The following is an 18,541-nucleotide window of genomic DNA, read 5'->3' on the forward strand; positions in this document are numbered from 1 at the left end:
ACCGAGCGATCAGTCCTCGCCCCAGAAGTGCGCGTCCATCACCCCGCGCACCTGTCGCGCAGCCCGCTGCCATTCGGCCACGAGATGGGAGCCCTCACCCGGCCCGCGGCCCATCAGCTGGGCGACGGCGCCGAGTTCCCGTGCGTCGGACGGCAGCTGGTCCGACGCCTTTCCCCGCACCAACATGATGCGGTTGCGCAGCCGGCTGGCCATCTCCCAGGCGTCGCGCAGGACCGTGGTCTCGTCGGAGGTCAGGAGCTCGTGCTCCTCCAGCGCGGCGAGTGCGGCCATGGTGCTCGGCGTACGCAGGGCATCGATGGTGTGGGCGTGCTCGAGCTGGAGGAACTGGATGGTCCACTCCACGTCGGAGAGCCCTCCGGGACCCAGCTTGAGGTGACGCTTCGGGTCGGCCCCGCGCGGGAGCCGTTCACCCTCCATGCGCGCCTTGAGCCGGCGGATCTCGGTGCGCTGGGCCTCGGTGAGGCCACCCTCCGGCCAGCGCACGGAATCGACGCGGGCGAGGAGTCGGCCGGACACGTCCGGGTCGCCCGCCCCATGGGCCGCCCGCACCAGCGCCTGGGCCTCCCACGTCGCCGACCAGCGGTCGTAGTAGCGCGCGTACGACGCCAGCGACCGGATCATCGGCCCACCCTTCCCCTCGGGGCGCAGGTCGGCGTCGATGTCGAGCCGGGGCTCGGGGCCAGGGCGCGACAGCAGCGCGCGCAGGCGCGTCACGAGGGCGGTGCCCGCCCGCGACGCGGCCTCGCCCTCGTCAGCGAGCACGAACATCGCGTCGGCGTCCGAGCCGTAGCCGAGCTCGGCCCCGCCCCACCGCCCCATCGCGATCACGGCCACCGGGCCCGGGTCGCCCTCGCGCGCAGCGATCGCGAGGGCCGCGTCGATGGTGGCGCCCGCGCAGTCGCTCAGCCCGCGGCCGACGGCGTCGAGCGGGGTGACCTCCAGCAGGTCTCCGACGCCGATCCGGAACAGTTCGCGCCGGCGGATGGCGCGGACGGCGTCGATGGCCTGTTCCGGGGTCGCATTCCGGGCCGCCACCTGGCGCATGCCCGCGGCGATCTGGTCCCGCGTACGCGGCCGCAGGTCGTCGAGGTCGGCCAGCAGCTGCACGGCCGTGGGATCGCGGCGCAGCAGTTCGACGAGGTAGCGGCTCGACGCCAGGAGGGTGGCGAGCCGCTGCGCCATGGCGCCCTCGTCGCGGAGTGCCCGGAGATACCACGGGGTGGTGCCGAGCACCTCCGAGACCTGTCGGAACGCCAGCAGTCCGTGATCGGGGTTCGGGGCCTCGGCGAACCAGCCGAGCATCGCCGGCAGCAGCTGCCGCTGGATCTCGGCCTGCCGCGAGACCCCCTGCGACAGCGCCTGGATGTGGCGCAGGGCGGCCTTCGGGTCGAGATAGCCAAGCGCCTGCAGCCGCGCCTGGGCGGCCTCGGTGGTCAGGGCGACCTCCCCCGACGGGATGCGGGCGACGGTCTCGAGCAGGGGGGAATAGAACATGCGCCGGTGGAGCGCGAGGACGCGCCGCGACCGCTTCCTCCAGCTCGCGGTCACGTCGACCACGCCGATCCCGAAGGAGCGGCCCATGCGCCGCAGGTCGTCGTCGGCGTCGGGCAGCAGGTGGGTGCGCCGGAGCCGGAACAGCTGCGCGCGGTGCTCCATCACACGGATGACCCGGTATGCCTCCGCCAGCTCGGCGCCGTCGGCGCGGCCGACATACCCGTGATCGACCAACGACTGCAGGGCGGGCAGGGTCGCGCGGCCGCGTACGCGGGGGTCGGTGCGCCCGTGGACCAGCTGCAGCAACTGCACCGTGAACTCGACGTCGCGCAGGCCGCCCTCGCCGAGTTTGAGTTCGCGGCCGACCTCCTTGGCGGGGATCAGCGAGATCACGCGCCGCCGCATGGCCTGGACGTCGGTGACGAAGCCCTCGCGCTCGGCCACGCGCCAGACGCGCGGCTCGACGAGATCGACGAACGCCCGGCCGAGCGCGAGGTCGCCGGCCATGGGCCGCGCCTTCAACATGGCCTGGAACTCCCACGCCTTGGCCCACTTCGTGTAGTAGGCCTCCATGCCGGCCATCGTGCGCACCAGTGGGCCGGCCTTGCCCTCCGGCCGCAGTGCGGCGTCGAGCTGCCAGATCGTGCCGGCCGCGGAGTGGGCCGAGCAGATGCGCGTCAGGGCTGCGGCCAGGCGGGTCGCGGTGAACACCGACGCCTCGTCGTCGGTCACGAAGATCACGTCGACGTCGCTGACGTAGTTCAGCTCCTGGGCCCCACACTTGCCCATCGCGATGATGCCGAGACGCGTCTCGGCCGCGGCGTCGCCGACCTCGTCCCGGGCGATCGCCAGCGCCGCCTCCACGACGGCGTCGGCGAGGTCGGACAGCTCGGCGGCGACGTCAACCATGAGTGCGACGGGATCGGCTGCGGTCAGGTCACGGGCGGCGATCCGCACCACCTCACCCCGGTACGCCAGCCTGAGCGCGTCGCCGGCGTCCTTGGAGCCGCGGGGGCGCTCCTGCGCGGGGTCGGCGCCCACGGCGTCGAGCAGTCGGGCGCGCAGCGTCGCGGCCTCGTCGCGCACCGGCTCGATCGCCAGCCGCTCGGAGTGCTCGGGATGACTGGCCAGGAAGGGGTGGAGCGCGATGCTCGCTCCGAGCACGGCCGTCAGGCGGCGGAGCCAGACGTCGTCGCCGACGACCCGCTCCCACACGGTCGGCGCGCTCTCGGCGAGGCGGCCCAGCCCCGAAAGGGCCAGGTCCGGGTCGGAGCTGGCGACCAGCGCCGCCACCAGGGGCTCGAGCGGATCGTCCTCGTCACGGACCGAGGCGAGGGCGTCGATCCACGGTTCGATGGTCGCCGCCGCGGCGGTCGCATCGGAGAATCCGCGCCGCGCGAGGCGGCCGGCGAGCGTCTGGGATCTCACCTCGGACAGGCTATCGGGTCCCCGCCGAGATGTAGGTTGGAGTTGGCCTTGAGGCCACCGACCTGACATGTGGTCGGACTACCGTGAAGTGGTGGCAGTAATCGTGCAGGGTCCCCAGATCCAGAAGAAGGCCGTGGCGAACCTGCTCGAACAGGCTCGCCACGTCGCCGAGCTCCTGTCGACCCTCTCCGAGGAAGACTTCCGTCGGCCGACGCCCCACGGCCAGGCCGGTGACGTCGCGACGTTGGTGGCGTGGCTCGTGGTGGGCGAGGCCCAGCTGATCGAGGCCCTGTCGACCGGGACGAGCGCTCGCCCGGTGCCGATCGCCGACTTCCTCCTCGGCGACCGACTCGCCCGCCATCGCAAGCTCCAGCTGGCGCGCGAGCTCGCGGCCCACGACTCGGGGCGCGCCCTGGCCACCCAGTTCCGTCAGCAGGTGGACGAGATCGCGTCCCTGATGGCCGACCCCACGGTGCCCGGCGTGGTCTCGTGCGGCAGCCAACCGCTGCGCACCGTCGACCTCGTGCGCGTCACCGCCATCGAACTCCTGATCATCGCCGACGATCTCGCCGAGGCACTGCCGGACCGGTCGATGGAGCGCGCCCGCGGGGCCACGGCCGACGCCGTCCGGGCGCTGGCGGAGGTCGTCGCCCACCGCCACCCGGGCCGCTCGATCGAGCTGCGCGTGCCGCCCTTCGCGGCCGTCCAGTGCGGCACCGGTGACGACCCCACCCACACCCGCGGCACGCCCCCCAACGTCGTGGAGTTCGACCCCGTGGCGTTCCTGCGGCTGGCCCACGGGCGGGGCAGGTTCGGCGACGAGGTGGCTCGCGGTGCGGTCACGGCGTCGGGCACGCGCAGCGACCTGACGGACTGGTTCCCGATCGTGGGCTGAGGCTTCGACTCGCTCCGCTCGCTCAGCCAACGTGGGCTGAGGCTTCGACTCGCTCCGCTCGCTCAGCCAACGTGGGCTGAGGCTTCGACTCGCTCCGCTCGCTCAGCCAACGTTCCCTGAGCGAGGCCGCCCGCGGCCGAGTCGAAGGGTCCTACAGCACCGGCAGATAGCGCTTGAGCTCCATCGGCGTCACCTGCGCGCGATATTCGTCGAACTCGGCCCGCTTGTTGCGCAGGAAGAAGTCGGTGACCTCCTGGCCCAGCGTGTCGATGACCAGCTCGCTGTTCTCCATCGCCCGGATGGCCTCGTCGAGGTTGCGGGGCAACGGGCGCAGGCCCAGCGCCTGGCGCTCGCGCTCGGTGAGCGACCAGACGTCGTCCTCGGCCTCCTCGGGCAGCTCGTAGTCGTTCTCGATGCCGGCCAGGCCCGCGTTGAGGATCAGGGCGTACGCGAGGTAGGGGTTGGCGGCGGAGTCGATCGAGCGCAGCTCGATGCGGGCCGAGGACCCCTTGTGGGGCTTGTACATCGGCACGCGCACCAGCGCCGAGCGGTTGTTGCGGCCCCAGCACACGTAGTTCGGGGCTTCGCCGCCGCCGGCCAGTCGCTTGTAGGAGTTCACCCACTGGTTGGTGACGGCGCTGATCTCCTCGGCATGGTGGAGGACGCCGGCGATGAACTGCCGGGCCGTCTTCGACAGGTGATATTCGGCGGTGGCGTCATAGAACGCGTTCGTGTCGCCCGCGAACAGCGACATGTGGGTGTGCATGCCGGAGCCCGGGTGGTCGCTGAACGGCTTCGGCATGAAGCTCGCCCTGATGCCGGAGGCCTCCGCGACCTCCTTCACCACGACGCGGAACGTCATGATGTTGTCGGCCATCGACAGGGCGTCGGCATACCGCAGGTCGATCTCCTGCTGGCCCGGCGCGCCCTCGTGGTGGGAGAACTCCACCGAGATGCCCATCTGCTCGAGCATCGTGATGGCCGAGCGCCGGAAATCGCTGCCACGGTTGGAGATCGTGTGGTCGAAATAGCCCGAGTGGTCGATCGGCGTGGGCTCCTGGCCGGGCACGATCTCCTTCTCCAGCAGGAAGAACTCGATCTCGGGGTGGGTGTAGAACGTGAACCCCATGTCGCCGGCGCGCTTCAGCGCCCGCTTGAGGACATAGCGCGGGTCGGCGTACGACGGGGAATCGTCGGGAAGCTTGATGTCGCAGAACATGCGGGCCGTCGAGCCGCCGTCGCGCCAGGGCAGGACCTGGAACGTCGAGGGGTCGGGGTGGGCGACCATGTCGGACTCGTAGACGCGCGCGAACCCCTCGACCGCCGAGCCGTCGAAACCGAGGCCCTCCTCGAACGCACCCTCGAGCTCGGCCGGCGCCAGCGCGACCGACTTCAGGAAACCGAGCACGTCGGTGAACCACAGGCGTACGAAGCGGATGTCGCGCTCCTCGAGCGTCCGGAGCACATACTCGGTCTGCTTGTCCATGGGCCCTAGTCTGCCGCGTGGGTGTGACGATCGTGTGACAGGTCCACGCGGATGTGCCGTTCTCCGAGCGAGCGGAGCGAGACGAGGAGCCTCCTTTCGGACGAGCAGCCTCCTATGATGGCCGCGTGTCGACCCCGAGCCCCCTGCCGCCGCCCGGCTGGTACGCCGATCCCGGTGGCGTCCCGGGCCGCCTGCGGTGGTGGGACGGCAGCGCTTGGTCGCCGCAGGTGCGCGACGACCGGCCCCGCGGCAGGCGTACGCCGTGGCTCCTGGCGGGAGCCGCGCTGGCCCTCGTCGTGGTCATGGTGATCGCGCTCCCCGCCCTCACGAACCCCACCCGCACGGGGCCCGCGACCCGCACGGGGGCGGCGCGGCCGGAGCGTACGCCGACGTTCGGGCCCACCGGGTCCGGCGGGCCGGTCCCGGCCCCGACCATCTCCGCCGAGCGGCCGACGACGGGCCCGACGGTCCGCGACACCGTCTGCGGCAGCGGCGACCCGGACCACCGCCAGAACCACCCGAAGGTTCCGGGTCGCATCACCGGCGGTGGGCTGCAGGTCGCCCTTCCGGCCGGGTGGACCGAGCAGGCTCCCCCACGCCTCCCGTTCGGCAACGACATGGCGGGCGCCGCCCCCGGCGGGGATTCCGTGGCGTGGGCGGCGGTGGGGGCCGTCCGGGCCGAGACCGAGGAATTCGCGGCGCCGGTGCTGGCGGCGCGCACCATGGCCGACTGCCTTCAGCAGCTCCCCGAGTATCGCGGGATGGAACGCCGCGATGCGACGGTCGTTCCCGCGACCGTTCCCGGATCGCGCGAGACGTCGGGCCTGCTGGTCCACCTGGGTGTTCGGGGTGGCGGCGTCATGCGCACCATCCTGATCGTGGTCAGCGACACGGGCGCGGCGGAATCGATGCCGTTCGTGATCGCCCAGGACGGGCCGGGCTCGGACGCGCGGGTGCTGGCGTTCGCGGGGGCGTTGAGCAAGCAGGGGTAGTTTCGACTCGTCCCTCGCTCAGCTCACTGGCGACGCTCGTCGGCTCCCTGCTCCTCCGCGTCGTCGTTCCACTTCGGGTCGTTGTCCCACTGCTCGTTGCGCTGCTCGACGGTCGACAGGGCCTGCTGGGCCTCGTCGCGCGAGTTGTAGGGGCCCAGGCGGTTGCCGCTGCGGCAGCCGTCCCACGGCTCCACGGTCTTGTGGTCCATGCAGTAGTAGTACTCGTTCTCGGCAGCCATGCGGGTCCTCCTCGCGTACGCCCCGCTGGTCGGGCGGGGATGTCCGCCCAGCATAGGATGCGTGGGTGAGTCCGATTCAGCAGCACCCAGTGTCACCGATGCGCCCGGTCCCGAAGACGATCGCGCGTCCCGAGTATGTGGGGCGGCCCCGCCCCACGCCGTACGCCGGTCCGCTCATCCAGCCCGACGACGTCATCGAGAAGATGCGTATCGCCGGGAGGATCGCCGCGCAGGCGCTGGTCGAGGCCGGCAGGGCCGTCGCGCCCGGGGTCACCACCGACGAGATCGACGCCGTCGTCCACGAGTTCCTGCTGGACCACAAGGCCTACCCCTCCACGCTCGGCTATCGCGGCTTCCCCAAGTCGTGCTGCACGTCGATCAACGAGGTCATCTGTCACGGCATCCCCGACGGGAGGCCGCTCGAGGACGGCGACCTGGTCAAGATCGACATCACCGCCTTCATCGGCGGGGTCCACGGCGACAACTGCGGCACGTTCTTCTGCGGCGAGGTCGACGAGGAGTCCCGCCTGCTGACCGAGCGCACCCACGAGGCGATGATGCGCGGCATCCGCGCGGCCAAGCCCGGGCGCCAGGTGAACGTCATCGGCCGGGTGATCGAGACCTACGGCAAGCGGTTCGGCTACGGCGTCGTGCGCGACTACACCGGCCACGGCGTCCACACGGCCTTCCACTCCGGGCTCGTGATCCCCCACTACGACGCGCCGCAGTTCGACGACGTGATCAAGCCCGGCATGACCTTCACCGTCGAGCCCATGATCACCCTCGGCGGCATCGACTGGTACATGTGGGACGACGACTGGACCGTGCTGACCAAGGACCACTCGCGGGTCGCGCAGTTCGAGCACACGATCCTCATCACCGAGGACGGCCAGGAGATCCTCACGCTGCCGTGAGGTGAGCGCGCTTCAGTGCTCGTGCGCGATGCCCAGTTCGTGGCGGCGCGCGTGGTCGGCCTCGTGGGCCGCCTCGACCTCGCCCCACTGCTCGGGCGCGAAGGCGCTGTACGCGTAGGGGAAGATGCCGCGGTTCTCCTTCTCGATGTGCTGCTCGAGGTCGGCCAGCAGTCGGTCGATCTCCGCGCGCAGCGCGTCGGGGTCGTCGAGCCGCGCGAGGTCGGCGTCCAGCGTGCGGTGTTCCTCCTCGAGCTCGTCGATGACCTCGACGAAGTCGCCTGCCTCCCGCATGACGGCGAAGATGCCGGCCTCCTCCACCTTCGTGTGCACGGCCAGCAGCGGCCGGAACTCGGCCATCGCGGCCTGCGCCCCGGCGAGGTCGTCGTCGGCGAGGGCCCTGCGTACGGTGTCGCCGATCACCATCAGACGGTCGTGCTCGTCCATGAGCTGGGCGATGTTGTCGTTCTGGTGGCACCCGCAGTATTCGCACATGACCCAGATTTTACACGGATTTCGCCGGTTTATTCTCGGGTGTGGGGACGAGGCGCCCGATAAGCCGGGTTGTGTGGCCGGTTCTTTGTGCTGGTTGCGATTCCTTGCGAAACGTGGCCCTGACTAGGGGTGATGCGTTGCGGCTAGTCGCAGCCACATTGGGCCGAAATCATCCTCTTGCGGACTTCTTGCGGACTTTTTGCGGACTGACTCACCGATCAGCAGGTGCGCAAAATCGCGCACCCCTGTCACCCCCGCGTGCGCGGGCGCGAGCTGGAGGCGACTTCGGAAATTCCGAAGTCGGAACGACCAACCCCGCGTGCGCGGGCGCGAGTGAGCATTCCCTGCGATCGCAGGAAAAGACCTCCTGTCACCCCCGCGTGCTCGGGTGAGGTGTAACGAGGTGTTACACCTGCCACCGACAGGCAGAACCCCCGGCGCGGAGATCCAAGACACGTCGGGGGTTCTGCACGGAGCAGGTGGGTCTATGCGCGACAGAAGGGAACGCTCTCCACCTTCGGGGGAATCATGGCGATCACCGACCCCGTTCACTCCGCTCGCTGGCAGATGAGGCGTCGCGCCACCTGCCAGTCGTCTAGGGCCGCGCTGGTGACGGTCATGCGTACGCCGATCAGCGCGGGGTCACCGAGCGACCCGGTGAAGTAGAGCGCGGCATCCTTGGGCATCGGCGGCGCGTCAGGCGTGAGCCAGACCTCGAACTGAGTGAGCTCGAGCGACTGCCCCCCGGTGCGGATGACCTTCTCGTCCCGATCGGCAGGGCGCATCCAGCAGGGGCCGGCGTACAGCTCGGTCTCGGCCTGGACCTCCTGTCCGGTGGCCGGGTCGTAGACCCATCCCCCCAGCGTGACGACCCGGCATCGGGCCGTCATCACGCCGCGGACCCGTCTGCGGATCGGACCGAGCTGGACCCTCATGCCGTCCGCCTCCGGTACTGGTTCAGGACGTACGACTCAGCCAGCGAGAACCCGACGAACGGCGTGGGGGTGACCGAGTAGTCCCCGATCTCTTCGCGCTTGTTCTGCATCGGGTTGCTCGACAGTCGGGCGGTACAGGTGAGGATCACCGCGCCGATGTCGTCGGCGTAGCCGTCGGTGGTGAAGCCATTCCCGCGGGTGTACGCCTTGACGAAGGCCTCCACGACGGGCAGGTGCTCGGCGACCAGGAGCGCGAACGTGTCGTCGTGCTCCTGGTCGCAGAACTTCGCCACGTCGGCGGGGGTGAGCTTCATCAGCGGGTGATCCCGGTGAGGGCGACGACGGCCTCGGGGTTCATCGGCGCGGCGTCGTAGCGGGCGACGACGCGCAGGGCCTGCTGGTCGTAGTCGGCGTAGCGCTCGGTGAGGATCTTCACCGACGGGGCGAGGTCGCGGGCCACGGCGATCTGCGAGAAGTCCACCAGCGCGGCCCGTCCGGTCACCGTGCCGCCGGTCGTGTTCGGCACGCGGCCGGTCACGATGACGGGGGCACCCCACAGACGGAACACCCCGTCCGCGGTCGGGTCGGGCTGCATGAGGTACTGGCCCGAGGTGTCCTTGACCTTGCGGAGCGACACGAAGTCGCCGGGCTGCATGACCCACTTCAGGGCGCCCATGTTCACGTTGGCGGCCAGGGCCATGCCCCACGCGGTCAGCAGATGGTCCAGCGTCAGCGCGCCGCCCACGGCCAAGGTCTGGATCCCGGAGTACGCGAACAGTCCCTTCGGGGTCGTCACGCCGTCGCCGGAGGCGCTGAGGAATTGGGTGTCGAGCTTCGCGGCCACGTCGCTGACGAGGCGGTCCTTGAGGGCCTGGTCGAGCGCCACGACGGACTGGCGGGCCATCTCGTTGGAGTAGCGGGTGATGACCTTCACCGACTTCATCGTCGACGGCAGAAGCTTGAGCTCGTCGAAGTCGGCGTCGCGCTCAGGGATGGCCTCGTTCTCCCCGGTCCAGCCGGGGTCGGCGATCGGGCCGCCGTTCTTCGGCAGGCGAAGCGGGCCGGCGGTGTCGAAGATGCGGGGGCCGGCGGCAAGGAAGACGGACTGGGCGGTGAGCGGTTGCACGAGGATCTTGGAGACCTGCTCGGCGGTCAGCTCGGGGGCGGTGACGGTGGAAACGGCCATGGCGGCAACTTTCTGTGTGAAAGGGAATCTCTAAGGGATTCGCTGGCCGCCAGGACCACAACGAAGGGGCAGGGAATCAGTCCCTGCCCCTCCATTCTGACATACCCCTACGGGGTAGGGCTACCCTTTTCCTTCGGGTAGTCTCTGCCCGCACGTCGGGCAGGTCGGATTCGGGCCAGCCTTCTCCTTCTCCAGGATTCTCAGCATGGCTTCGAGTACCTCCTTTGGCGGCTTCGCCTCGTTCTTGTCAGGCTGATCAGCCATGTTTCCTCCTCCTAGTTCGCGCCGGCGCGGAGCAGCGCCGCCAGGTCCACGTTCTCAGATGGGGCTGACGCGCCTTGACCGATGTCGCCTCGGGGCGTGCGGGAGGCCAGGTGGGGCTTGCGGGAGAGCAGGTCGTCGACGGCGGCCTCCAGCGCCGGCAGATCGCTGAGCAGCTTTTCGTCGTAGGGCAGGTCGTCGGGGTCGGCCAGACGGCCCAGCGCGGACACGCGGGAGTGGAACAGCTCGCGGGCGAGGTCGTCACGATCCTTCGCCTTCGCCCGGTGGTCGGCCGCCTCCTTGCGCAGCTTCTCCACGTAGTCGCGGGGAAAGGTCTCGGGGTTTTCGGGGTTGACCCCAAGATCGTCGGGGGTGTCGGGAGTGCCGACACCCTTCGCGATGGGGTATGTCTGGCGTACCCCATCGTCAGGGGTGTGCGGATTCCGCACCCCCTTCCCGGCATCGGGAACCTTCTTCGCGGCGTCACGAACTTCTTCTACGGGCGGCTGGCGGTCGGTGGTCGCGTCGTTGGTCTCGGGCATGGCTACTCCTCGGTGTGGGTGTTGGGTTTGCTGGCGGGCGCCTGAACACAGCGGCATCCCGCGTGGCGCTTCATGGGTGTGTCGGCCCGCAGGACATGGCCGTTGGCGAGCCCGGTGCAGACCGGGCACTTGGTGGAACCCTCAGCGCGGCGGGTCCAGTAGCGGACCCCCGAGCGCCGGGCGAAGACCTGTTTCGTCCAGGTCTGCGAGGCGGTGTCGTAGACGGTTCGGCGGAGGCGGGCGGCCATCTGGTCGAGGTCGGTGGTGGCCTTGGTGGCGACCGTCGGCAGGTTCGGCCGGTTCCCGAGGGGCAGCGCGTCCGTTCGTGTGTGACGGGTGACCGTGGCGGCCGCGCACAGCTCTGCCCAACTGGCGGCCCGGGCGGCTGCTCGTTCGCTGAGCTGGCGAACAAGGCGTTCGTACTCGGCTTCGGTGATCGTGCCGTCAGCGACCTGGTCGGCCCATCGGGCGATATCGGCCTCGGCCTCGTCGGTGATCGCGACGAGACCGTCCTGGTAGCGGGTGATCGGGTCAGCCATCGCTGGCACCGATCAGAGCGGGCAGCGTGGTCGCGATGCCGTCGAGGGCCTCGGCGCGGCGGGCGGCGCGGATCTCGTCGATCTGGTCGGCCGTGTACCCGAGGCGGGCGAGCGCGTAGGACGCCGGCAGCAGGCCGGAGCTGAACAGCTTCACCACGGCATCGGCTTCTTGCGCGACCGACCGCGTAGCGGGGTCGGCCCACGTGACTGACACCTGCTCGAGACCGGGGTCGGCGCCCGTCTCCACGGCGAGGATCTGGCGTGCGACGCGCTCCCACGCACGACCGAACACGGCCTGCCGTGCTTCGGCCCGCGAGGTCAGCGACGCCTCAGCGGCCCGCAGAGCGTCCGCGGACGCCGGCTGGTTCGTCATCACCCCGAGGTAGTGCTCGGGAAGCGCCGACACGGCCATGAGCTGCGAGGTCAGGACGCGCACGGCGCTCTCGTACGATCCGAGGTCCGCGGCCGGCAGGCTGCCGAACTTCGATTCGGGCGCCTCCGAGATCATCATCTTGGTTCCCTCGGGGAACGGGTCGGTGACGTTGCCCGCGGCGTCGGCCTGGAGCTCGATCCCGGTGGCCCAGCGGCGCGGCCGGGCGTAGTACTCCGAGCCGACCAGCATGTCGGCCAGGGTCTTGTTGAGTCCGTCGACCAGCGGGAGCAGGTCGGCCATCTCGGACACGCCGTCATCGAGCAGGCGGTCACCATTGCGGAGCACGGTCACGGGCACTTCACCGAGCGGGTTGGGGATCCGTTCGACCGTCTTGAATCCCGCCATCGCGCCCACGCGCTCGGCGCGGTAGCGGGTGATCTGGTCGGGCTCGTACAGCACGGCCTCGGTCGTGGAGTCGGTCTCCCAGCGCTTCACCGCGGCGACGACGGCGCGGCTGCCGGGGTCCTGGAGTGCGGCCATCTGCCGGGCCGATTCCACGGTGACGCGGGCGCGGCCGCGGGGGTCGGCCCACACGATCACGAAGGCCTTCCCGAGGGCGAGCGCTTCGCGGTGGGCCACGGCGGAGGTCTGGTCGAGGTCGTTGCGCGTCCACGCCTCCCACAGTCGTGAGGCGTCGTCGTGGCGGAATCCGGTCACCCGCAGGCGCTCGGCCAGCGAGACGACCGCGAGACGGCAGACGTTGCTCGACATCGTGGCCAGCCGGTCACCGAGGGCCTTGCGAGCCTCCGGGAGAGGTAGGCCAGCGGCTGCTTGCCGGCGTAGTACTGGTCGAGGCGGCCGAGCTCGGCCTGGGGTTCGTCGAGTCGCTGAAGCATGGTGGTCAACAGGTCGGTGGGCATGGGTGTCTCCTAGGTTGAGGTCAGAAGGCGAACACGCGGGTTCGCGGGGAGTTGCGGGCGTGGAACGCCGCACGGTCGTGGGCGACGATCGCGGCCACGGCGGCGTCGATCTTGCGAGGCGAGCCGCGCCGGTCCTTCACGATCACGTCGCCCGCAGGAGTGGACTTCGCGACGGCGTGGGCCATGTGGGCGGCGAGGCGGGCGTCCCCGTCGTGGGTCAGGGTCTGGTCGACCACGGCGCGGTAGAGCCGGTCGGTGGCCGGCGCCATCCGTGACAGGACGTTCGTGGGCCATTCGATGACGCGGCGTTCCCCGTGGCGGGCCGCCCACGCTTCGATCTCGGAGCGCCAGCCCCACGGGTCGCACGCCATCTCCACGACGTCGTAGCGCTCGAACGCGAGGTCGACGGCCCGGTCGACGTCGGAGCGCGGTACGCGCCAGCGCAGGTCACCGGGGTTCTCCCACAGCCCTTCGACCCAGACCAGCGGGTCCGGGCCCACGGTGCAGCCGATGAGCGCCGTCGAGTCGCCCGACGCCGAACCGTCGAAGCCGAGCACGACGCGGGCGCCCGGTTCCACCGTGCGGTCGGTCGCGAGGTCGGCCCACGCCCCGAACGGAAGCCAGGCCTCCACGTCGGTGACCCACTGGCCGAGTCGGAGCTGGCGGAACACGGGTTCGCGGAGCGTACGCCGGGCGGCTGCCAGACCGTCCTCGGCCAAGAAGTCGCCCAGCGCGGGATTCGCGGCCGCCCATGCTGCACGGTCGTCAGTGGCGCAGCCGTCCGGGGCGAAGTACTCGCGCAGGTAGAACGCAGGATCCTCACCCGAGCGGCCGTGCTCGACCAACTTCCACATGATGCTGTCCGGGCTGCTCGCCGGCGTGGAGATCGCCAAGATCAGGGACTCGGGCCGCTTGCCCGACACCGACGTGACGGCCTCCCAGACCGCTTCGTTCACCGTGTGTAGCTCGTCGACGATCAACAGCGACGGATCCCAGCCGTGGAGCGCCCCCGGATCGGCCGGCAGCGGCAGCAGGGTCGCATCGTTGTGCGGCACCCGCAGCTTGTCCTGGTACACCTGCACCCGCTCAGCCAGCTCGGGATTCAACTCGACCATGCGGCGCGCCAAGTTCATCGTGATCCGGGCCTGACGCTCGTCAGAGGCCACGACCAGCACTTCAGCCGACGCCGGACCCACGAACAGCTCGGCCAGCGCCAGAGCGGCCGCCAACGCCGTCTTGCCATTCGCCCTAGGGAGGCTGACCAGCGCCGTGCGGATCCCCGGAGCGAACGCACCTTCGACCAGCTCCCGCTGGAACGGCCGGATCCGGAACGGACCCCCCGCGCCGACACCCTTCGGCGTCAACAAGAACTCCCGGATGAACCGCAGCCGACGCTTCGCCCGATCCCTCGGCCAGCCACTGAAGTCCAGCGGCTCCGCCTTCACCATGCCCTTCGCCCCGGCCCTCACCGAGCACCCCCAGAACGGTTGAAAGACGAACTATGACCGAAAGATTGCCTGGGGAGCGGCGCGTGAGGTTCTGGCGTGAACCTCTCTCCCCCGGGTCGTTCGCCTCGAGCGGCGCCGCGCTTGGAGTTGCAGCGCCGACAGACGACGTCGATCATCGCGAGCGTGATGACGCGGCCGGCTTCCTTGGCTTCCCATGCTTCGGGTGAGTGGTCCGCGGTGAGGTCGTGGGTTGTGCCGCAGTCGGAGCACCAGGGTTGGATGCGGCGTGCTCGGAGGGAGAGCTTGCGCCAGGTCCAGTCGTAGCCGGCCGCGGTGCTGGGCCTGCTGCTGTCGGTGTGTGCTGGGCAGCGAGCACTGGTGCTCAGCGTGCCGCAGTCAAGGCAAGGCTTCATCATGCGGCGGTGTCCTTCCTGTGCTGGGCGCAGTAGCCGCTGGCCTGTCCCTCGGGTGTGTTGAGGTAGATGCCACAGCCTGCGAGACACCAGCCGTCGTGCACGGTGGCGCGCCAGTCGTGGACTGCCTGTCCGAGTGGGGCCGGGTCGCCCTCGCTGCGCTCGGTCGCGTCGCTTCGCTCCGGCGCGTGATGATGATGGGAGCGACCGTCATCGTCTTGGCCTTGGTCACTTCGTTGTTGCTGCTGTTCTCCCCGACCACGGGGAGAGTCGAGCGTGAAGGCTGAAGTCTGTGAGTGCTTACTTATGGCGGGCACCCCGGGGTTCCCATAATCGGCCGGATACATGGGGGGATTCCCCGTCCCATGTTTGTTGTGCTTCTTGGGTACCCCGTGGTTCCCATCGCTTGGGTACCCCGGGGTTACCAAGTCAGGGAAGATCCCGACGTATTTGGCCTGCGTGCCTGGGCGGCCGACCTGCACGTGATCGAGCAGGCCAGCCGCCTTCGCAGCGTGGAACCGATTGCGGATCTCGGACGTGGACACACCGAGGTCGGTCGCGATCTTCTGCCGCGACACGGACACCTGAAGGTTCGCCTGCATGTGGTCCGCGAGATAGAGCAGCAGCACTCGGACACCGTTGCCCACGCCCTCACCGCGATGGCGGTACACCATCGCTTTCCAGTCCGCGACCGTCAGGGTCGCCCGCATCGGACTCACGCGGCCGCCTTCCCCTGCCAGACGCGGCACACCCCTCCCGATCGGGTCGGCCGGCGCGATTCGCGATAGCCGACGGGCTCGATCAGGTCGGCGCGGGTGGCAGCCTGGAACAGGCCGCCCCAGCGGTTCGGATGGTCGGGGTCGGGCACCCCGAGCTCGGTCAGGTCGTAGGCGTCGAACGTCTGACCGGAGGCGGCCAGGTGCTCGAGCGCTCGGGTGGCACAGTCGCGCCACCAGTCGTCGGCGTTCTCCATCGCGGCGTCGGTCATGGCTTCTTCACCTTCCGCATGGGCGTGCGCCTGGTCAGGGCTCGGCGCCGTGGCGCGTAGTGAAGGCGGCCGGCTTGACGCTCGAAACGTCGGGCGTCGTCCGCGTCCAGAGCGCCGATGCGTGCAAGAACGGTGCCGGGGTCGACCCCGAGTTCGTCGGCCAGTTCCTCAACGGAGTCGGCCCACGCTGCGGCGTTCAGCAGAGCGTCGAACGGAATGAGGCGCTCGGCCGCGATCCGGTCGCATTCTCGCTCGACGGAGCCAGCGACGGGGCCCCGCATCCCTCCCCCGCTCCGGCCGGGCGCTCGGTCGTTGAGGTCGAAGTGGGCCAGTTCGTGAGCGAGTGTCGCCCGGGCCTCGCTCTGGTGGAGGCGCGAGTCGATCCACACGTTTGCCTCGAGGTCGGTGAGACCCACAGTCCCGTCCGGAAGCGGAGTCTCGTGGACCGTGAGGCCGCGTTCTGCGGCGTCCTCCCACGGGTCGTAGGACGTACGCTGGGAGTCGGTACCTGCCACCAAGTGGATACCGTTCTGGCCCTCGTCGTGTTGCCGCACGGCGGGGGTCTTCTTGCATGTACAGAGGTCTGCGGGCGAGCAGAGCCCGTCCAGCGCGCAGCGCATGCCATCTGGGTGGTGGGGGACGTCCGGGTGCCGCTCCTTAATCATGCCGCGCCGCCCTTCTCGAACTGGGCGTCGATCCACGCGAGCACGTCGGCCTCGCGGTAGAAGACGCGCCGGCCGAGCTTCCCGAACTTCGGCCCCTTCCCCACGTGGCGGAAGTACGCCAGCGTGTTGGTGGACTGTCGCGTGAGCGCGGCCGCCTGGTTGACGTCGAGCATCTTCTGGTACTCCATGTTCATCTCCATTCCTAGTCGCAGGTGACTTGATTTGAGAGTACACAGACTTCTAGTTGCTTGCAACCAGCAAATCCAGTTAGATTCATCCCATGGCCGGGACCGAGCGCGACAAGAAGATCGGACTCAACGTCGCGAGACTTCGCAGCGACAAGTCGCAACAGTTTGTGGCTGACGCGATGCGGGAATGCGGGCATCGATGGAGCCAGTCCACGGTGTGGAGCGTGGAAAAGGGCGACCGCCCCCTGAAATTCACAGAGGCGGTTGACCTCACGAAAGTCCTGGGAGGCGCGCCCCTCGGGGCGCTCCAATCAGAGCCCGAAGACCTGGATCACGCGTTTCGCCTGGCCACGGCCGTGCGGCTCTACAGGGCCGCCTTGGTTAAGGTTCATGAGTCCATCGGCGACGTCAGCGGGGAATACGGCAACCTGTGGCATTGCATCCAAGAAGCACGGGAAAGTGGCATCAGGCCGGACCCCAATGGACGAGACGGCTCGCCGGAGCGCCAGCTAGCCCACGCCGAGATGGTTTATGAGGTCCAGACCCTCACTCAAACCGTGAACGACGCGCTCGGATTTGCGCAGGACGCGGGGGGACACGATGGCGAGCATCCAGAAGCGCCCTGACGGCCGCTGGCGCGCCCGCTATCGGGACGACGCCGGCAAGGAGCACGCGAAGCACTTCACGCGGCGCGTGGACGCTCAGCGCTGGCTCGACGAGGTCACCGCGTCGGTCATCACCGGCCTGTACGTGGCGCCGCGGGCAGGCCGCGAGACGTTCGAGGCGTACGCCCGGCAGTGGCTCGAGGTCCAGGTGTTCCGGCCGACGACGCGGGAGCTGGTCGAGCGGAACCTACGCGTGCAGGTGTTCCCCCGGATCGGGACGATGCCGCTCAAGTCGATCACCCGCGATCACGTCGTGAAGCTGGTGGCCGAGCTGGACGAGTCCTATGCGCCGACCACGGTCGAGGTCACCTACAGCTACGTGTCGACGATCCTGTCGTCGGCCGTGAAGTCGCAGAAGATCGCCCGTACGCCGTGCGTCGACATTCGAATGCCGGAGAAGCCGACGAAGCACGTCGTGCCACTGTCGGTCGACGAGGTGCGCCGGCTGGTCGAGGCCGCGCCGCTCCACATTCGCGCTCAGGTGATGCTGGCCGCGGGCACGGGGATGCGCCAGGGCGAAGTGCTCGGGCTCACCGTCGACCGGATCAACTTCCTTCAGCGGAAGGTGACCGTTGACCGGCAGCTCGTGACGCTGCCCAACCAGACGCCGACGTTCGGGCCACCCAAGCGCCGGGCGTCCCATCGGGTGATCCCGCTCCCTCAGGTCGTCGTCGACGCGCTGGCGGCCCATCTGGCGATGTTCGGGGAAGGGCCGGACGGGCTGCTGTTCACGACGGTCTCGAGGCGCCCGTGGCGGCGACAGAACCACGCCGGCGAGTTCCGGAAGGTCGCGAAGGCGGCTGGCCTGCCGGGCGTCACGTTCCACGCCCTGCGGCATCACTACGCGAGCCTGCTGATTCGGCACGGCGAGTCGGTGGTCACGGTGCAGAACCGGCTGGGCCACGCGTCGGCCGACGAGACGCTGAGCACGTACGCCCACCTGTGGCCGGACGCGGACGACCGCACGCGTGAGGCCGTCGACGCGGCCTATTCTGACCTTCCTGCGGACTCCTTGCGGACTGACGCGACAAGCTGAACGCGTTCCCCCTAGTCAGACGGGGGTGTGGGGACGAGGCGCCCGATAAGCCGGGTTGTGTCGTTGGGCGACCATCCATCTGGGACCACCGTTGCCGGTGGCCTCGAGCGGCCTACCCGGGAACTCGGGCGAGCAGCCCTCGAACGTTCCCTGTCTGGCCTTGCTCCGGGTGGGGTTTGCCTGGCCGGCCTGGTCACCCAGGCCGCCGGTGGTCTCTTACACCGCCGTTTCACCCTTACCCCCGAAGGGGCGGTCTGTTTTCTGTGGCACTGTCCCGCGGGTCACCCCGGGTGGGTGTTACCCACCACCCTGCTCTGTGGAGCCCGGACTTTCCTCGACGCCGGAGCGCCGCGATCGCCTGGACGCCTCGTCCTCCGATCGAGTGTAGGGCCAAACGTCCCGAGCCCCGAACCCCGCACCC

General features: G+C 69.6%; 21 protein-coding genes and 1 other RNA gene. 5 read left to right on the top strand and 17 right to left on the bottom strand.

Annotated elements, in window-relative coordinates; translation table 11 throughout:
- Window positions 1-9: 9 nt before the first annotated feature.
- Window positions 10-2,943: a bifunctional [glutamine synthetase] adenylyltransferase/[glutamine synthetase]-adenylyl-L-tyrosine phosphorylase gene (locus ACYVAG_RS01495; protein WP_460765529.1), complete on the bottom strand. Its 2,934-nt coding sequence runs from the start codon at window positions 2,941-2,943 to the stop codon at window positions 10-12.
- Between the two features lie 91 nt (window positions 2,944-3,034).
- Between ACYVAG_RS01495 and ACYVAG_RS01500 the strand changes: the two genes are divergently transcribed.
- Window positions 3,035-3,838, top strand: a complete 804-nt coding sequence (locus tag ACYVAG_RS01500) for a sterol carrier family protein (protein ID WP_460765531.1) — start codon at window positions 3,035-3,037, stop codon at window positions 3,836-3,838.
- 151 nt (window positions 3,839-3,989) lie between these two features.
- Here ACYVAG_RS01500 and ACYVAG_RS01505 read toward each other — a convergent pair whose 3' ends face one another.
- Complete coding sequence (locus ACYVAG_RS01505) at window positions 3,990-5,324, bottom strand: glutamine synthetase family protein (protein WP_460765533.1); 1,335 nt, start codon at window positions 5,322-5,324, stop codon at window positions 3,990-3,992.
- A gap of 125 nt (window positions 5,325-5,449) precedes the next feature.
- On the opposite strand from ACYVAG_RS01505, the gene ACYVAG_RS01510 reads away from it, so the two are divergent.
- On the top strand, window positions 5,450-6,316 hold the full coding sequence (locus ACYVAG_RS01510; protein WP_460765534.1) for a DUF2510 domain-containing protein: 867 nt from the start codon (window positions 5,450-5,452) through the stop codon (window positions 6,314-6,316).
- A 23-nt stretch (window positions 6,317-6,339) separates the two neighbouring features.
- Here ACYVAG_RS01510 and ACYVAG_RS01515 read toward each other — a convergent pair whose 3' ends face one another.
- Window positions 6,340-6,555, bottom strand: a complete 216-nt coding sequence (locus ACYVAG_RS01515; RefSeq protein WP_460765536.1) for an SPOR domain-containing protein — start codon at window positions 6,553-6,555, stop codon at window positions 6,340-6,342.
- Between the two features lie 65 nt (window positions 6,556-6,620).
- Between ACYVAG_RS01515 and map the strand changes: the two genes are divergently transcribed.
- Window positions 6,621-7,469, top strand: coding sequence for a type I methionyl aminopeptidase (gene map, locus ACYVAG_RS01520; protein ID WP_460765538.1), 849 nt, complete (start codon window positions 6,621-6,623; stop codon window positions 7,467-7,469).
- A gap of 12 nt (window positions 7,470-7,481) precedes the next feature.
- On the opposite strand, the gene ACYVAG_RS01525 is transcribed toward map, so the two are convergent.
- The 13 genes from ACYVAG_RS01525 to ACYVAG_RS01585 form a co-directional block, all read right to left on the bottom strand.
- On the bottom strand, window positions 7,482-7,961 hold the full coding sequence (locus ACYVAG_RS01525; protein WP_460765540.1) for a hemerythrin domain-containing protein: 480 nt from the start codon (window positions 7,959-7,961) through the stop codon (window positions 7,482-7,484).
- Window positions 7,962-8,509: 548 nt separating this feature from the next.
- Complete coding sequence (locus tag ACYVAG_RS01530; RefSeq protein WP_460765542.1) at window positions 8,510-8,896, bottom strand: DUF6093 family protein; 387 nt, start codon at window positions 8,894-8,896, stop codon at window positions 8,510-8,512.
- Complete coding sequence (locus tag ACYVAG_RS01535; RefSeq protein WP_460765544.1) at window positions 8,893-9,210, bottom strand: hypothetical protein; 318 nt, start codon at window positions 9,208-9,210, stop codon at window positions 8,893-8,895. The genes ACYVAG_RS01530 and ACYVAG_RS01535 overlap by 4 nt, the downstream gene beginning before the upstream one ends.
- On the bottom strand, window positions 9,210-10,082 hold the full coding sequence (locus ACYVAG_RS01540; protein WP_460765546.1) for a phage major capsid protein: 873 nt from the start codon (window positions 10,080-10,082) through the stop codon (window positions 9,210-9,212). The genes ACYVAG_RS01535 and ACYVAG_RS01540 overlap by 1 nt, the downstream gene beginning before the upstream one ends.
- A gap of 275 nt (window positions 10,083-10,357) precedes the next feature.
- Window positions 10,358-10,885: a hypothetical protein gene (locus tag ACYVAG_RS01545; RefSeq protein ID WP_460765548.1), complete on the bottom strand. Its 528-nt coding sequence runs from the start codon at window positions 10,883-10,885 to the stop codon at window positions 10,358-10,360.
- Window positions 10,886-10,887: 2 nt separating this feature from the next.
- Window positions 10,888-11,424 (bottom strand): hypothetical protein, encoded by a 537-nt coding sequence (locus ACYVAG_RS01550; protein ID WP_460765550.1) that lies wholly within the window; start codon window positions 11,422-11,424, stop codon window positions 10,888-10,890.
- On the bottom strand, window positions 11,417-12,568 hold the full coding sequence (locus tag ACYVAG_RS01555) for a phage portal protein (RefSeq protein WP_460765552.1): 1,152 nt from the start codon (window positions 12,566-12,568) through the stop codon (window positions 11,417-11,419). Before ACYVAG_RS01555 ends, ACYVAG_RS01550 begins: the two co-directional genes overlap by 8 nt.
- A complete protein-coding gene (locus ACYVAG_RS01560; protein WP_460765554.1) occupies window positions 12,511-12,717 on the bottom strand; it encodes a hypothetical protein in 207 nt (68 codons plus the stop codon). Before ACYVAG_RS01560 ends, ACYVAG_RS01555 begins: the two co-directional genes overlap by 58 nt.
- Before the next feature lie 20 nt (window positions 12,718-12,737).
- On the bottom strand, window positions 12,738-14,186 hold the full coding sequence (locus tag ACYVAG_RS01565) for a terminase large subunit domain-containing protein (protein ID WP_460765556.1): 1,449 nt from the start codon (window positions 14,184-14,186) through the stop codon (window positions 12,738-12,740).
- A 391-nt stretch (window positions 14,187-14,577) separates the two neighbouring features.
- Window positions 14,578-15,297 (bottom strand): hypothetical protein, encoded by a 720-nt coding sequence (locus tag ACYVAG_RS01570; protein ID WP_460765558.1) that lies wholly within the window; start codon window positions 15,295-15,297, stop codon window positions 14,578-14,580.
- A complete protein-coding gene (locus tag ACYVAG_RS01575) occupies window positions 15,294-15,566 on the bottom strand; it encodes a hypothetical protein (protein ID WP_460765561.1) in 273 nt (90 codons plus the stop codon). Before ACYVAG_RS01575 ends, ACYVAG_RS01570 begins: the two co-directional genes overlap by 4 nt.
- Window positions 15,563-16,120, bottom strand: coding sequence for an ImmA/IrrE family metallo-endopeptidase (locus ACYVAG_RS01580; protein ID WP_460765564.1), 558 nt, complete (start codon window positions 16,118-16,120; stop codon window positions 15,563-15,565). The genes ACYVAG_RS01575 and ACYVAG_RS01580 overlap by 4 nt, the downstream gene beginning before the upstream one ends.
- Before the next feature lie 107 nt (window positions 16,121-16,227).
- On the bottom strand, window positions 16,228-16,425 hold the full coding sequence (locus ACYVAG_RS01585; RefSeq protein ID WP_460765566.1) for a helix-turn-helix transcriptional regulator: 198 nt from the start codon (window positions 16,423-16,425) through the stop codon (window positions 16,228-16,230).
- A gap of 86 nt (window positions 16,426-16,511) precedes the next feature.
- On the opposite strand from ACYVAG_RS01585, the gene ACYVAG_RS01590 reads away from it, so the two are divergent.
- Together ACYVAG_RS01590 and ACYVAG_RS01595 are read left to right on the top strand one after the other, a co-directional pair.
- A complete protein-coding gene (locus ACYVAG_RS01590; RefSeq protein ID WP_460765568.1) occupies window positions 16,512-17,045 on the top strand; it encodes a hypothetical protein in 534 nt (177 codons plus the stop codon).
- The gene (locus tag ACYVAG_RS01595; protein ID WP_460765570.1) at window positions 17,020-18,120 is read left to right on the top strand and encodes a tyrosine-type recombinase/integrase; all 1,101 of its coding nucleotides are present in this window, start codon (window positions 17,020-17,022) and stop codon (window positions 18,118-18,120) included. Before ACYVAG_RS01590 ends, ACYVAG_RS01595 begins: the two co-directional genes overlap by 26 nt.
- A gap of 30 nt (window positions 18,121-18,150) precedes the next feature.
- Here ACYVAG_RS01595 and rnpB read toward each other — a convergent pair.
- An RNA gene (rnpB, locus tag ACYVAG_RS01600) (RNase P RNA component class A) lies at window positions 18,151-18,490 on the bottom strand.
- Between the last annotated feature and the right edge of the window lie 51 nt (window positions 18,491-18,541).

This window comes from Mariniluteicoccus flavus, assembly GCF_054776655.1.